Origin of the sequence: Lachnoanaerobaculum sanguinis (assembly GCF_033242365.1) — a bacterium.
Classification (GTDB): Bacteria; Bacillota; Clostridia; order Lachnospirales; family Lachnospiraceae; genus Lachnoanaerobaculum; species Lachnoanaerobaculum sanguinis.
Map to the genome: position 1 here is coordinate 152,457 of NZ_BTHK01000001.1, position 15,495 is coordinate 167,951.

The 15,495-nt window shown below is 34.2% G+C and carries 14 protein-coding genes; 1 reads left to right on the forward strand and 13 read right to left on the reverse strand.

The features are described from left to right. Window positions 1-302: 302 nt before the first annotated feature. Entirely contained in the window at window positions 303-569 is a 267-nt protein-coding gene (locus tag SBH76_RS00755) for a hypothetical protein (protein ID WP_317976427.1), read from the reverse strand. Window positions 570-1,269: 700 nt separating this feature from the next. Here SBH76_RS00755 and ymfI point away from each other — a divergent pair. Further along, the gene (gene ymfI, locus SBH76_RS00760) at window positions 1,270-1,989 is read left to right on the forward strand and encodes an elongation factor P 5-aminopentanone reductase (RefSeq protein WP_317976428.1); all 720 of its coding nucleotides are present in this window, start codon (window positions 1,270-1,272) and stop codon (window positions 1,987-1,989) included. Between the two features lie 439 nt (window positions 1,990-2,428). Here the strand turns inward: ymfI and SBH76_RS00765 are convergent, their stop codons facing one another. From SBH76_RS00765 to SBH76_RS00820, 12 genes are all read right to left on the reverse strand, one after another. After that, window positions 2,429-3,610: an electron transfer flavoprotein subunit alpha gene (locus SBH76_RS00765; protein WP_315084950.1), complete on the reverse strand. Its 1,182-nt coding sequence runs from the start codon at window positions 3,608-3,610 to the stop codon at window positions 2,429-2,431. A gap of 10 nt (window positions 3,611-3,620) precedes the next feature. Then, on the reverse strand, window positions 3,621-4,409 hold the full coding sequence (etfB, locus tag SBH76_RS00770; RefSeq protein WP_009663490.1) for an electron transfer flavoprotein subunit beta: 789 nt from the start codon (window positions 4,407-4,409) through the stop codon (window positions 3,621-3,623). A 12-nt stretch (window positions 4,410-4,421) separates the two neighbouring features. Then, window positions 4,422-5,570 (reverse strand): acyl-CoA dehydrogenase family protein, encoded by a 1,149-nt coding sequence (locus SBH76_RS00775; protein WP_009663489.1) that lies wholly within the window; start codon window positions 5,568-5,570, stop codon window positions 4,422-4,424. Further along, complete coding sequence (locus SBH76_RS00780) at window positions 5,534-7,081, reverse strand: class I adenylate-forming enzyme family protein (RefSeq protein ID WP_317976429.1); 1,548 nt, start codon at window positions 7,079-7,081, stop codon at window positions 5,534-5,536. The genes SBH76_RS00775 and SBH76_RS00780 overlap by 37 nt, the downstream gene beginning before the upstream one ends. 83 nt (window positions 7,082-7,164) lie before the next feature. Beyond that, window positions 7,165-8,397: a CaiB/BaiF CoA transferase family protein gene (locus SBH76_RS00785; RefSeq protein ID WP_274969643.1), complete on the reverse strand. Its 1,233-nt coding sequence runs from the start codon at window positions 8,395-8,397 to the stop codon at window positions 7,165-7,167. Window positions 8,398-8,416: 19 nt separating this feature from the next. Continuing rightward, window positions 8,417-9,571 (reverse strand): YkvI family membrane protein, encoded by a 1,155-nt coding sequence (locus SBH76_RS00790; protein WP_317976430.1) that lies wholly within the window; start codon window positions 9,569-9,571, stop codon window positions 8,417-8,419. A gap of 10 nt (window positions 9,572-9,581) precedes the next feature. After that, window positions 9,582-10,688: a 2-hydroxyacyl-CoA dehydratase subunit D gene (locus SBH76_RS00795; protein ID WP_317976431.1), complete on the reverse strand. Its 1,107-nt coding sequence runs from the start codon at window positions 10,686-10,688 to the stop codon at window positions 9,582-9,584. A 10-nt stretch (window positions 10,689-10,698) separates the two neighbouring features. Next, window positions 10,699-11,928 (reverse strand): 2-hydroxyacyl-CoA dehydratase subunit D, encoded by a 1,230-nt coding sequence (locus SBH76_RS00800; protein ID WP_009663420.1) that lies wholly within the window; start codon window positions 11,926-11,928, stop codon window positions 10,699-10,701. Window positions 11,929-11,958: 30 nt separating this feature from the next. Next, a complete protein-coding gene (locus tag SBH76_RS00805) occupies window positions 11,959-12,729 on the reverse strand; it encodes an acyl-CoA dehydratase activase (protein WP_009663496.1) in 771 nt (256 codons plus the stop codon). A gap of 318 nt (window positions 12,730-13,047) precedes the next feature. Next, window positions 13,048-13,734 carry a GntR family transcriptional regulator gene (locus SBH76_RS00810; protein WP_007592335.1) on the reverse strand — a complete coding sequence of 229 codons (687 nt, stop codon included), beginning with the start codon at window positions 13,732-13,734 and terminating at the stop codon, window positions 13,048-13,050. Between the two features lie 129 nt (window positions 13,735-13,863). Further along, a complete protein-coding gene (locus SBH76_RS00815) occupies window positions 13,864-14,316 on the reverse strand; it encodes a DUF5684 domain-containing protein (RefSeq protein WP_009663534.1) in 453 nt (150 codons plus the stop codon). Window positions 14,317-14,495: 179 nt separating this feature from the next. Continuing rightward, entirely contained in the window at window positions 14,496-15,425 is a 930-nt protein-coding gene (locus tag SBH76_RS00820; RefSeq protein WP_317976432.1) for a tRNA dihydrouridine synthase, read from the reverse strand. Window positions 15,426-15,495: the final 70 nt, after the last annotated feature.

Below are 15,495 nucleotides of genomic sequence, written 5' to 3' on the forward strand. Positions count from 1 at the left end.
AACCGTTTCATCTTACATATTATAATGAAAAAAAATTATACAGCATAAATATTATCGTTAAACTAAGTATAGCTATAAGTACAATCTTTAAAATACTATTACTTTTTTTATCTTTAAAATAATCTGAACATACTGTACTGCCAAGCATTGCTACTGTTTGAATCAGAAACAACAAGGCCCTATACTTTTCACTTAAATCAAAATATTTTGTAAAAGAATTTAAAAGCAACACTGATGCACATATTATCAATATAGAATCAAATATAAAATGTAAATTCCTTCTCATATAACACCTCAATATTTTATTTGGTTAAAAACATATACAACGAAAGTACTGAAAATATCCCCGACAGTATTATTATAGCAATCCTTGCCGCCCTAAATTTTATCCTGCCGGTTAAAATATTTGAAAATACCATTGTCCCGAATATTCCAAACACCATCATGAAAATAATGAATTCAAAAGCTTTATCACTTAATTTAACAATATCGGTAGAGCTGTTTAATGCAAGCAATATAATACAAATACACCAAACCGCTACAAATATATAAGACAATATCTTCTTCATATCTTCTCCTTAATTATGTCCGATTCTATTATACCATTTATATATCTCATATTCTACCTTTGACAGTGCAAAAATAAAAGGCATGGCGCCTTACATCACCATGCCTTTTATTTTACTCTAACATTTTTACTCTAACATTTTTATATAACTCTAACCCTTGCGTAAATATATCACTCTAACTATGTTATATCACTCTAACTATATAACACACTCTAAAATCACCCTTAAAACACTCCTACTATCACTCAGCCTTTGCTATATCACTGTAACAATCACTCTAAAATAAAACATTGATATTTATGAAAAGTTTGACTTCTCAAACATTTCTTGGCTTTGACAATTATGATTATAGCAACAAAAATATACTTTTTATAAAAAAAGTATAAACTGCAGTTTTTAAGGTACAAACTGCAGTAAATCTATTTGTTTTAATTTTTAACGTAAAAAAGCTATCTAAATGATAGCTTTTTTACTGTGATCTCCTATATACTCCAAACAAATTCACTCAAGATTGGATGGAACTCCCGTATCACTCTTTAACATCTGATTTCTCTAACAATTGCCATTATACATGAATTTCTATATAATCTACATGAAAGGTATAAAATACGGTTTTTAAGGTATAAACTGCATTATTCATTTTAATTATATCGTTTTCTTTACCTTAATGTAAAATAAAATATACAAAAAGAGGAACATTATGAATGTACTTATAACAGGTGCTTCCGGCGGTATCGGCAGAGCCGTCGCAATAGAATTCGCAAAACATAAATGTAATATAATCGGCTGTGCAAAAACAAACGCCAAAGGACTTGAAGAAACAAAAAAGATAATTGAAGATACAGGTGTAAAATGTTATACAGAACTCTGTGATATCACGAATGAAAAAGCTGTAATAGATTTTATATCATCTTCAACAAAAGAAATAGGACCTACAGAAATACTGGTAAATAATGCAGGTATATCCTTTATCGGTTTGATACAGGATATGTCAATAGATGAGTGGAACAATGTAATTAATACCAATCTCACATCAGTTTTTTTAATGTCAAAGCATATAATTCCATATATGTTAAAAGAACAAAAAGGGCATATTATAAATATTTCGTCTGTCTGGGGAAATATAGGTGCATCCATGGAGGTGGCATATTCAGCCTCCAAGGGAGGTTTAAACAGTTTTACAAAAGCACTGGCAAAAGAGCTTGCACCAAGTAATATTTTGGTAAATGCGATCTCTCCCGGATTTATTAATACTGAAATGAATAAATGCTTTTATAATGATGAAATAAACTCTATATTTGATGAAATACCGCTTGGAAGAGGCGGCGAAACCGATGAAGTTGCCGATCTTGTCTACAAAATTGCAACATCCAAATATCTTACAGGACAAATAATCACAATAGACGGCGGATGGACATAAAATGAAGGCTATCATACACTGCAGGATTAATTATAAGTCATTCAAATCAAGTCTTTCCTGTAGCATTTATGATAGCCCTTTATATATAAAGATATAATATCTTTATATCAATATTTGAATATATCAAATACTACCGATATATTCATAGTTACTTCAACAATCTATTAATGATTTAATTATAAATAGCAACTAATTTTATGTCAATATCCCCTTTATAACTTTGTGAATATTGACCTTATAATATTTTTTATTATATTAATCTCGCACAAATATATGTGTACTTTCTGTTGATAATATGTCAATAGAAACATTAATTTGAGAGTTTTTCTTGGTAAGTTTCGGCGCACTTTATCTTGCTAATCCATCAAACAATAAACTATTTATATTATTAAAAAGGATTATCACCATATTATTATGTGATAATCCCCCTTAGTATATATTACATTCCCATCTCTTCTAATATATCAGGAATAATTTTATATAAATCTCCTGTCATTCCTATATCTGCAATATCAAAAATAGGAGCATTCTCATTAGTATTTATTGCTATAATAAGATCCGAGTTTTGCATACCGGCTACATGCTGTATAGCACCTGAAATTCCACATGCAAAATATATACTTGGCTTTACTGTAGTTCCTGTCTGACCAACCTGGTAAGCATGATCAATCCAACCTGCATCTACCGCAGCTCTTGAAGCAGCAACAGTACCACCGAAAGCTTTTGCCAGTCTTTCCAGTAACTTGAATCCTTCAGCATTTCCAAGGCCCATTCCACCTGAAACAATTACCTTCGCATCTGTAAGTGAAACTTTTTCCTGTACAGTTTTTATTACTTCCAATACCTTTGTTCTAATATCTTCGTCTTTTAACTTTGTCTGTACTCTTATAAGTTCTCCCTTTGCACCATCTACTCTTTCAGCCTTTTCCATTACTCCCGGTCTTACTGTAGACATTTGCGGTCTATGATTGGGGCAAACTATAGTTGCCATCAAATTACCGCCGAATGCCGGTCTTGTCTGCATAATTCCTTTAGTTTCTTCATTTATTTCAAGCTTTGTGCAGTCTGCTGTAAGACCTGTATTACAGTTTACAGCCAAGCATGGACCTAAGTCTCTACCGATGTGAGTCGCGCCGAGTAAAACTATTTCCGGCTTATATTGTTCTATTGCATCACCTATTGCTATTGAATATCCGTCTGTAGTATATTGGTTCAGTCTTTCATCCTCAATATAATATACTTTTTGGGCACCATGTGCAAAGAGCTCATCAACAATATTTGTAAGATTCGATCCGCAAACAACAGCACATAACTGACAACCTCTTGCATCTGCCAGCTTTTTTCCTTCTCCCAAAAGTTCTAAAGCTACATCCTGTAATTGTCCCTGTCTTTGTTCAGCAAATACCCAAATGTCATGATATAATGATAAATCATGCTCTTCTTTTTCAACTTCATCTTTTACTATAGCATCAAACGGGCATACTTCTATACATGTTCCACAGCTTGTACATGCGATTCCGATAACTGCCTTTTTATTTTCCATAGTAATAGCATCAAATGGACAAGATTTAACGCATTTAGTACATCCTCGACAATCTTTTTCGATAACTACAACTGACATATTCTCCCCCTTAAATCAAATGTTTTTCCTTAAGTTTAACAACGAGCTGCTTTGCCATATCTTTATTACTTCCTTGAAGCATTTCACCTTTTCCCTTAACAGGGGGTGTAAAAGATCTAAATACCTGTGTTGGAGAAGCATTCAGTCCACAATCCTTAGGATCAAGTTTTACATCTTCATGATTATATATTTTAATATCTTTTTTATAAGCATCAACAATCGCACCGACACTCATATATCTTGGCTCATTTAATTCTTTTACGCAAGTAAGGAAGCAAGGTAATTTCACTTCTATAACTTCATAACCGTCTTCCAATTGTCTTTGTACTTTTATTTTATCTCCTGTGTATTCTACAATTTTCTGTACATATGTAACTACAGGAATTCCAAGTCTCATAGCAACCTGTGGTCCAACTTGAGCAGTATCTCCGTCAATAGCCTGTCTGCCTCCAAATATAATATCCACATCACCAAGCATCTTAATACCTGCTGCAATTGTTGTAGATGTAGCACAGGTATCGGCACCACCAAATGCTCTGTCACTCAAAAGAACTGCTTCATCTGCACCCATAGCAAGACATTCTCTCAGCATATATGTTGCTTGTGGAGGTCCCATGCTTATAACTGATATTGTAGTATCTTTATATTCATCTTTTAGTTGAAGTGCGGCTTCCAAAGCATTTGCATCATCCGGATTTAATATTGAAGGCACTCCTTCTCTTATCAATGTTCCCTTAACAGGATCAATTCTTACTTCATTTGTATCAGGAACCTGTTTAGCACATACACATATTTTCATTTGTATCCTCCATTATTTCCTTAGTAGTTTTGAGCTGATAACAATCTGTTGAACCTGACTTGTTCCTTCATATATAGTAAATACTCTACAATCACGATACATTCTTTCAACCTTATAATCTTTGATATATCCGTATCCACCATGTATCTGTACAGCCTTTGCAGCTATTTCATTACAAATTTCTGTTGCATAGAGTTTTGCCATACTGGCAGCCATACCCGAATCCTGTTTTGTATCCATCATATATGCAGCTCTATATGTCAATTGCTTTGCCGCTTCAAGTTTTGTTGCCATATCCGCTATTGTAAATCCTATAGCCTGGAATGCGCCTATGTTCTTTCCGAACTGTTTTCTTTCTTTTGCGTATTTACACGCCTCTTCCAAACATGCTTCAGCAACACCGATTGCCTGTGATGCAACACCAAGTCTACCTGTATCAAGTGTAGCCATAGCAAGATTAAATCCTTTGCCCTCTTCTCCAAGCATGTCTGATTTATGCACTCTGACATTTTCCATAACGATATCAGATGTTGCACATCCTATAAGTCCCATCTTGTCTTCGTGCTTTCCGCAACTGACACCTTCCTGTTTCATATCAATTACAAATGCACTTACACCTCTTGTTCCCTTTGTCATATCTGTTTTTGCAAAAACAACTGCATAATCTGATAAAGGAGCCATTGTTATAAAGCATTTTCTTCCGTTTAAGATATAATAATCTCCGTCTTTTACCGCTGTTGTAGTCATACCTGCAGCATCAGATCCTGCACCCGGCTCAGTTAAAGCAAACGCAAGTTTCTTTTCACCTTTAACAACCGGAGTTAGATACTTTTTCTTTTGCTCATCATTTCCTGCTATCAACAACGGCCCACCTGAGAGCGAATTAGGGCTTGATACATATATGCTGGCAACACCTGATGCCTTTGCTATTTCCGACATTACAAGGACATAGCTTCTTGCATCCGCTCCTTGTCCACCAAGTTCTTTCGGAATCTTTATTCCAAAGAATCCGGCCTTAGCCATCTTCTGCAATACTTCCTCCGGAAATACCCCTGTCTCTTCCACTTCATCGAGTAATTCCTTCGTAAGTTCTTTCTCAGCAAAATCTTTTGCAAGCTTTCTAATCAATTCATGTTGTTCTGTAAAATAGCATTCTGACATTGATTTTCTCCTTTGTCTAATATTCTATTAATCTTATTTTTTAATGCGGCAATATCTATCTTTCCATTTGAGGTAGAAGGGAAACTATCGAATCTAAAAATTTTTTTTGGTAATTTATATTCCGATAAATATTGTTTCAAATAATCAATAATATATTCATCTGAAATCTCCCTGTCTGTAACAATACAAAGAGCTACCTCTTCCTGCACTATTTTTTCAGGAATACCACATACCTTTGCATGTTTTATGCCGTCTATCTTGTATACAACTTCTTCTATTTCCATTGGTGATATTTTTTCACCAAGTTTTATAATAACATCCTTTTTTCTGGCCTTTATGTATAGATTACCGTCACTGTCTAAATATCCCAAATCTCCGGTCCTTAGCCATCCGTCATTCGTAAATATCTTTTCGTTTTCAACAGGATTATTATAATATCCCTGCATAACATTGACACCTTTGACCAATACCTCGCCACAGAGTATATTTTCTCCCTCTTTAAGAACGAAATCACTGTCAATTTTTACGCTTACACCCTCTATCGCTTTTCCGCAATGAATAGGCATATTTTCTATATCAGTATCCCAATCAGATACTGTTACACATGGTGATGTCTCGGACTGACCGTATGAAGTTAACAGTTTCATCTTTGGAAACATAGCAAGAATTTTTCTGTAATCATTCAATAGTATAGGTGATCCGGCAATAATCCCGCTCTTCAAACCGAAAAATTTTCTGTCTCCGTATTTTTCATAGAAAATTAGAAACATACTTGGAACACCACTGAGAATATTACACTTTTTAGTTGTTATTGCTTCAAATACCTTTTTATTTCTAAAATCACCAATTATATATACACCGGCCTTACTTACTATTCCTGAGATTAATCCTGCTGTAAGCCCAAAGCAGTGAAACATAGGTACACATATACACATCTTATCTTCACTGTTCCAATGCAATGCCTTAACAATAGAGCTTGAGTTGCTCAATATATTCTCATGGCTTAACATTACCGCCTTTGGCATGGAAGTAGAACCTGATGTGAAAATTATACATGCAGTATCTTTTGCATTAATATCAGCATTACAAGCCTTAATATCACTTGAAAATATTATATTATCCTTAACTTCACTGAAACAAATACACTTAACCTTGTCACTACATAATTTATTCATAGTAGTGATATTATTATCATATATAATACATTCAATATCACAGTGTTCTATAATTTTTTTAAGTTCACATGTTTTCCATTGAGTATTTAATAATACAGGTATACCGCCAAACTTTAAAATCCCCAGAAAAATCTCAGCCCATTCAATACTGTTCTTACCGGATACCCCAATGTGACAGCCTTTTTCATATCCCATTTTTAGAAAAATTTGTGCAATGCTATCTGAACTTTTATCCAATTCTTTCCAGGATAAACTCTTATTCTCATCCTCGAGTGCTACATTATCAGCATATTTAATCGCATTATTTTTTAATACTTCAATAATATTTACAAACATTTTCCTACCTTTAAAATCAATGAGATACTTGTATACAAGTTAAATTGAGCTAAAAAAGGACTATAAAGTCCTTTTTTGCTTTTTTACTTTTTTTCCCAGATGTACAGAGCATTAGTATCTATGAGCTTATCTACATCAGAATCGCTATAGCCTATTTCTTTCAGTACCTCTCTTCCGTTCTCACCGATAAGCGGACCTCTCTTATAATCAGGTACTCCCATCTCTGTAAACTTTACAGGAAGTCTAACCAATCGTCTTGTATTTCCATTTTCATATGTCATATCATAGAAACAATTGTTTGCCTCAGCCTGCTTATCATTTCTGATTTCCATCCAGTTTTGTGCTAAAGCAAACGGAATATCAGCCTCTGTAAATACTGTTCTCCAATACTCCATGTCCTTCTTATTTATAGCTTCCATTACAATATCATATACTTCTGTTCCAAGTTTATTAGCCTGTAAGCTTTGAACCGGGAAATACTTATCACTTTCTACCAGATCTTCTCTGCCGATAGCTGCCATAAATTTCTTATAGTAAGTATTGTAGTCAGGCATACATGTTTGTATAAATCTTTCATCCTTTGTTCTCCAGGCTGCATTAAAAGGATTCGCACTTTCCCTTACATCTATAGGATAGTTTTGTGCTATTCCTTCATAGTTCGATGCTTGAATCATCATTCCGAAATTGAATATTGCACTCTCAAATAATGATGTCTCTACTTTTTCACCGACACCCTTCACCTTTGCCTGATACAGTGCTGCAAGAATTCCTGCAACCAGGTTCATTCCGACATTATGGTCTCCAAGTCCCGGTACAACATTCATAGGAACACTTCCCTTTTGTCTTAAGGAATCAAGGTATCCGCCTCTTGCAAAAAATGCTGTGAAGTCAAATCCCGGAAGATCCTTATCCGGTCCGAATTCTCCATATCCTGTACAAATAGCATATACAAGCTTAGGATATCTCTTCTTAAGTGTTTCATAGTCTAAACCGGCTCTCTCAAGTGCCTGTACTCTCCAGTTTGTTATAAGTACATCGGCAGTATCAAGAAGTTTAAAGAATGCTTCCTTTGCCTCAGGATTTCTCATGTCCAAAGAAATACATCTTTTATTTCCGTTTTCAAGATCCCATGTTGTGTTCTCATACATATCAAGAGGTCTACCCTCACTTGGTGCTGTATATCTTAGCGGATCTCCTTTTGCTGATTCGATTTTTATAACATCAGCACCCAAATCAGCCATAAATCTTCCCGATGTAGAAGCGGCAATAAATGTTGCCAACTCAACTACTTTTACGCCCTCTAAAGGTTTACTCATATCTCTTCTCCCTTTTAATTTATTCTTTGTCAAACTTTGTAACAGCCATATGAATAAGATAAGGTATCATGATTACAGGTATTGTAAGATAACCTAAATACTTATATCCAACGGCAACGATCTTGTTTAAACCTAACTGTGCAATAAAGAATGCAAGTAATGTACATACTAATGTAACAACAATAACATTTACGCCCGGTTTATTATTAGGATCAAAATTCTTATCAATAGATGAACAAATTCTGTTGCTCATTCCGGCAATCATATTTACTGCAGTTGATACAGAACCTAAAACAATAAGTATTGAAATCATAGGTCTTAAGATGTCAGGTGCAAATCCTTTATTTACGAGTATAATGAGCGGAATAGATTCCTTTGCAAAATCAGGCTCATTGATAATAGCTGTAAGTCCAAGAACTGCAAGTAAACATATAAAACCGTTTACAAAAAATCCATATACCATTGATGACTTTGCCATATCAGGAGAATCAAAAGGTTTAGCATGCTGTACAAGTAAGCCTATTGCACCCAACTGGAATGCGGCATATACAATACCCTTTATCATAGCAGGACCGACAGGTGCAGGATTTGCAATCTCTGCTGAAAGATTTGACATAATGTCTCCCCACTGCATAACAATATTAGGTATATAAACAAGGAATAATCCTGCAACTATTAAAACTGAAAGTGTTGATGCCACTTTTCTAACAACATTTGTACCGTAAACAGCAACAATAAAGATAAATAAGCCTGTAAATATTGTTCCGATCCAATGATTAATTCCAAATGATTTTTCCATTGTAGCCACACCGGTTGCAAAAGCTGCTGCAGGTGCCACACAAATAGTTACTAAATAAACCAACTCATATAATGTACTGAAAACTACAGCCAAAACATCTCCGGCCTTTTTTCCGAACTTATCATTAAATCTATAGAAGCTCTTATTGAAACTTGCATAGTTGTATAATTCATGTTTCTTAGCATATTTAAGTGCATACCACTGATAGAATGCACCGATTGCTTGAGTAAGAATACAGGTTACAAATGCCCATATTCCGAAGTTCAAAAAGAACGCTCTCAACTGGTTTCCTGATGCAAAACCGCCACCAAACTGAGTTGTAAACCATACGAATGCTACGCCTATCACCACAGGCATTTTGTCCTTATTAATCATGATGTTCCTCCTAAATCAACATATCTGCAAATGTTTGTAACATAGTATTTGCTTGCTGATAATTTTTCATTTGTCTGTCCACTTCTATATTTATATGTGGAATACCTGCCTCGTCTGCCGCTCTCTTTATCGGCACATAATCAAACTCCTCAGGATCGCAGAATTTAGTCATAAGAACAACTATACCATCTGCTTTTTTCTTCTTTGCTTCTTCAATTATAAAGCTTACTCTTTTTTTATCTCTGTCATACAGTAGTGAGCAATTATCCATTTCCGAGAATTTCTTTGCTAAAGCATATAAATCATTTCCGCTTGTAATGTCTGTTCTATATTGTCTTGATTCATAAGCTATATCATCACCTACTATCTGCAGATTATTACTGTCAAATATATTAAGTAAATCCGGTGCATCAGCCAATATTCCTGTTGTATAAACTCTCAGCTTCTTAGAAATCTTTCCTTCTTTTTTAATAAGCTCGATAAGTTCCTTAACAAGTTCTGTATGCTCTTCTTTAAGCATAAACCATGCACTCTTAAATACTGCACTTCTGTCTGCTGCAGATACTTCATAATCTTCTGAAATCTTTGAGAATTCTCTCATTACCCTATTATGTTCATTATAGATTTCATATGTTTTTTTAAGTTTACTCTCATCAAACTTTTCACCTGTGATATCCTCCAGGTCATTTATTACTCTCTTATACATTTCAACAGTAAAATCAACCGCATAATCAGTTTTTCTGTTTTGTGGATAAGTCATCGGTATAAACGGAATATCTTTTACGGCATATTTCCAGTTCTGACCTAAAGTTTTAAGCGAATCACAAAGTGACGGAACTACTATTGCACTTACTCCGGAATAATTTCCCTTTATTCCAAGCTCCAATATAGTCTGCATTATTGAGCAAATAAATGCAGGATAATATTTCTTTGACTCGTTTATTTCAATATCTGCTCCCCATACTCCCATCGGTACAAATCCAAAAGCATGAATTATCTCCTCAGGTGTATATACAGGTGCAACAGCTATAACTTTCTTTCCTTCTGAGAGGTATTTATCGAGCTGTTCCTTTGGAGACACACTAACCTTTTTTAAAGTTTCTAAACAATGCCACATAGTCTCCCCCTTAAATTTCCTTATTTACTTCCATAATTTCTGTCAGACCTTGAACTCTTGTATCATATTGAGCTTCAGAGAAGTTTCTTGGATCAGCCTGATCTCCGTCAAAACTTACAACGGGAATTCCACACTCCTCACCGATTTGTCTGCTCATCTCAGACATAAATCCCGACCAAAGTTTACAAGATCTGTTTGTATGTACAAGAAGTCCTTCAACACTGTTATCTTTACAAAGCTTTGTTCTCTTATCTCTTGCATGTTCTATATTCATACAATTAGGAACATTTGCATATGCCCTGCACATTCCGTCAAAGTCATCATAAATAAATCCGAAAGCATCAGCATATATAGTTGTAACCATATTTATTCCACGACTCTTAAGTCCGGTTGCTGTAGCACGAAGCCATGGCCAACATGCTATACCTTCAAACATAATTCTGTATTTTTCTTCACCCTTAAATGTAGACTCACCTTTTTCATGATTTTCTTTATACTCTTTAAGCAAAGTCTCCATTGCCTCCGCTGCTTCAAGCTTTCCTCGGGCTGTAACCATAACAGCCATATGATTTAATAAATCAAATCCGTTAAATGGTGACGGTGAATACTTAGCTGTAGCAGTTGCCTCAAGCCATGCTCTGGAGCTTCTGCCTGATATCTTTCTTACCTCTTCGTATCTTTCATTACTCCACTTTTTACCTGTAATCTCCTCTAATTGATGTATTGCATCCCAGAATTGATTTCTGATATAAGCTGTCATTGCCTCTGAAACTTCATAATCAGGGTTAAAAGGAATATCTATCATAATCATAGGAATATTCAATTCTTTAGCAATGTTCTCATACCATTTAATCATACAGTTACATATATTATTACAACATAGAACGAAATCCGGTTGTGGCATATCTTGTTCCGGTGCTTCCTTAAGCTTCATATATGCAAGAGATATTCTGGCATATGCACATATATCATTAGAATATCCATCGCCTTCACTCTCACTACACATTCGTTCTCCACCACCTCTGGCTGCAATTCCGGCTGCCTGATTTTCAGGATAACATACATATAATCCTAATGTTTCAGGAATCTCTACCGGAAAGTTACTTGCGCACCATCCTACCAATTCGCCTCGCTTTTTAGCCTCTACGCAGTCACTGTATGCCTTTGCTGCTATCTTACCCAATCTGGCTTTTGCACTGTTTGGATCTATAGTAGGCTTTTGTTTTTTAGCTTCTTCCACTGGTTTCCTCCTACTTTTTAATATAAAAATTTATGACTTTTTAAAGCCGTATATTGCGGCTCCAAGTGCTCCCATAAGTTGAGCGTTCTTACTAAACACTATATCTACACCAAGTTCTTTACTCATAGCATTTCTAACACCTGAGTTTTTAGCTACACCGCCACTCATACATACTTCTTCAACTATTCCGACTCTCTTAGCTAAAGCGGCAACTCTTATCGCAACAGATTTACATATTCCGGCTACCAAGTCCGGGATATTCCTTCCTGTAGCAAGCTGAGATATAACCTCCGACTCCGCAAAAACTGTACATGTACTTGATATATTTGCAGGATTATCAGATTTTAACGCCTCAATCTCCAATTCGTCTATTTGGAGATTAAGAATATTAGCCATCACATCAAGAAATCTTCCGGTTCCTGCAGCGCATTTATCATTCATAACAAAATTTGTCATTTTACCGTTAGCTGCAAGTGATATTACTTTCGCATCCTGTCCACCGATATCTATTACCGTTCTGACATTAGGAAACTCTTTATGTACTCCAAGCGCGTGGCACGTCAACTCACTGACTTTATAATCAGCCAAATCGTAGTTCATTCTTCCATAACCTGTAGCAACTACCGACTTAATATCTTTTAATTCCAGTTTTGAAGAGTTTAGTACATTTTTTACAGCTTCTTCTACACCGGCTGTTCCCACAGTTGCTACAACTATTGAAGAAGCTACTATGTTTTCTCCATCCTCCAATATTACAGCCTTTGAAGTGGTTGATCCGATATCAACACCTAATGTGTACATAAATTTCTCCTTTATATCTTGTCTACTAGTATACAAGTAATCCCAAAAAATAAATGTGTTAATAATATAACCAACATCTATGTTATAATATTATCAATTCTTAATATTTTTGTAAATATGCATTTTTACTATATTTACATGTGAATTTTCATTTATTTTTTTATCTATTTATTATTTCATCTTATTTTTTGTATGTTTAGCATATTATTGTAATTTTTCATTATAATATTGCACTATAATATTAATACACTTCAGATCCATGTAGTAAACTTTACTATATTGATAAAGATTGCAAAACTTAAGCTTTTTTTGCATTTTTTATGATATGAAATATTTGGGATATTGCTTTATTGCACTTTCATATATATCTGTAATTGTTTCTAAGTGTGCAGCCATGCACTCCTGTGCTTTATAAAGGTCGTTACTCTTTATCCCTTTTACTATATTCTTATGTTCCTCTACAAGCTCATGTATACGATCTGCAAACTTAACATCAAAGTTTCTCCACCTGGAAATGTGAAGCATGATATCACTCAGAATTACAACTAACGCATATCTGTTCACACTGTCTATCATAGTTTTATGAAATTCGCTATCAAGTATTCCAAATCTACGCGAATATGTCTTCTCATCTATATACTTCTCTTCTTCTTCAATATTCTTCTCAAGCTTTTTTACCAATTCCAATCTCGCAGACTCATCCAGCTTGGTAAACATCTCATATATAACTTCTTTTTCTACCGCTGTTCTAAGCATTAACAGATCTGATATATAATTTAAATCAATTTGTGTTACATAGGTACCTCTCTGAGGTCTTACTTCTACAAATTTCAGTTGTGCCAATTTTGTAAAAGCATTTCTTATTATTGATCTTGATACACCGTAATCTATACACATTTGATTTTCACTGATAAGCTGTCCCGGTTCAAGTTCAAGTCGTATTATTCTTTTTAAAATACTCTTATAAACTTCTTCTGCTGTATATACTTTTTTCTCTTCTGTCATTATATTTATTCCTTAAATCTATTTTCTAATCGATTGATTAAGTTTCTAAGTAAATTATACTACAAAAATCATTTTTTTCTCAAACAAAAAAAGAAAGACCGAAGTCTTTCTTTACAATCATTAAACTTATTAATACTGTGATCCGCTCTCTGCGAACACATTTCCCTGATACTGTGCATCACCGAAACCGAGAATAATCTCAAACACGAACGGTAAAAAGAATAAGCCTACTGCAAATCCTACATCATATCCGAAAGCTTTTGCTTTCCAATAGCAGAATCTTGCTCTTGCAACAATGAAGAGTACCAAGAACGCAAAGCTTACCAGACCGAATAGGAAACCGATAAATCCACCGATTTCTGCTATCAATGCTACTATTCTTGAAAGAATGAATGCACACCAAAAGTAAATAATATACTTCTGATCCCATGTCTTTCCTGCGTAAAGATAATCATTATAAAATGGAATAATTGATTTCCATCCTTCAATATTCATCTTCTCAAAGGCCTTGAACATTCCTACAACTGCAAGTGCGTAGAAAATAAACCAAAAACAATTAACAAAGAACTGCAATACACCCATAATTTTGCCTCCTAAAACAGTTTCTTGTAGTGATAAAACGCATTAAATTTTTATCAATACTTTTTAAAGTATATAGTAATTTTTATTATTCCGCAACAAATTTATATTCTAAATTTTCTTACTTTTTTATAACATTATTCTTATTCATAAATAATTTCATCTTGAATTCCGGCTTTACTTTAATACAATTCATTTATAGCCATTTTATATTCTTTCAGTCCACCGGATTTTCTTATCTTTTTCAGTATTTTTACATATCTGTCATCATCACCCATTATCATTCCCCAGATTTCTTTGAGTTTAAATAAAGTATTTCTTTCTCCGAAACCCAAAGACATATACTCTTCAACTATATCATCCAAAAATTCTATCGTCCTTCTAATACAGATAGTTTCTATGTTTTCCTTTATGGACTCGGCCAGTAGAGGATTTCTTACCAAACCCCTTCCAATCATAATTCCTGTAACTTTCTCATCAAATATTTTTGTTTTCAAATCATTAACATCGTCTAATGTCTTTATATCACCGTTATATATAATATTCTGTTTAAAAGTTTTACAGGCTTCTGTAAATGAAGGCAAGTGTATATTATTTTTATAAAAATCACTTCGTAGTCTCGGATGAATTATTATTTCATTAAAATCATATTTTTTATATACTTTTAGTAAATCATCCCATTCTCCATAATCCGAAAAACCTATTCTTGTTTTTACAGAAATTGTTATATTATTTTTCTTCTCAAATATTTCATAAAAGAATCTGTCTAAAGCTTCAGGATCCTGTAAAAAACCTGAGCCACGCCCCTTTGATGTTACAGTTCCTGAAGGACAACCAAGGTTTATATTGAATTCACTATAACCCATCTCCTCTATTTCATCTACAAGCTTTAAAAAATCTTCTGCACTGTTTGTAAGTATTTGCGGTATCAGATATTGTCCCTTATTGTATTCTGAATTCAGTTCCATCAATTCGGATTTTGAAAATCCTTTTTTCATATGTGGTGTAATGAAAGGTGTAAAGAATTTGTCCACTCCGCTAAAATGCTTTATATATACCTTCCTGAAAACATAGTTTGTTACACCTTCCATAGGTGCCATGTATATCTTCATAAATCTCCTCAAATCAAAAAATAGAGGGCAAACAACCCTCTATCTAAGTTTATCATTTTATATGCATTTA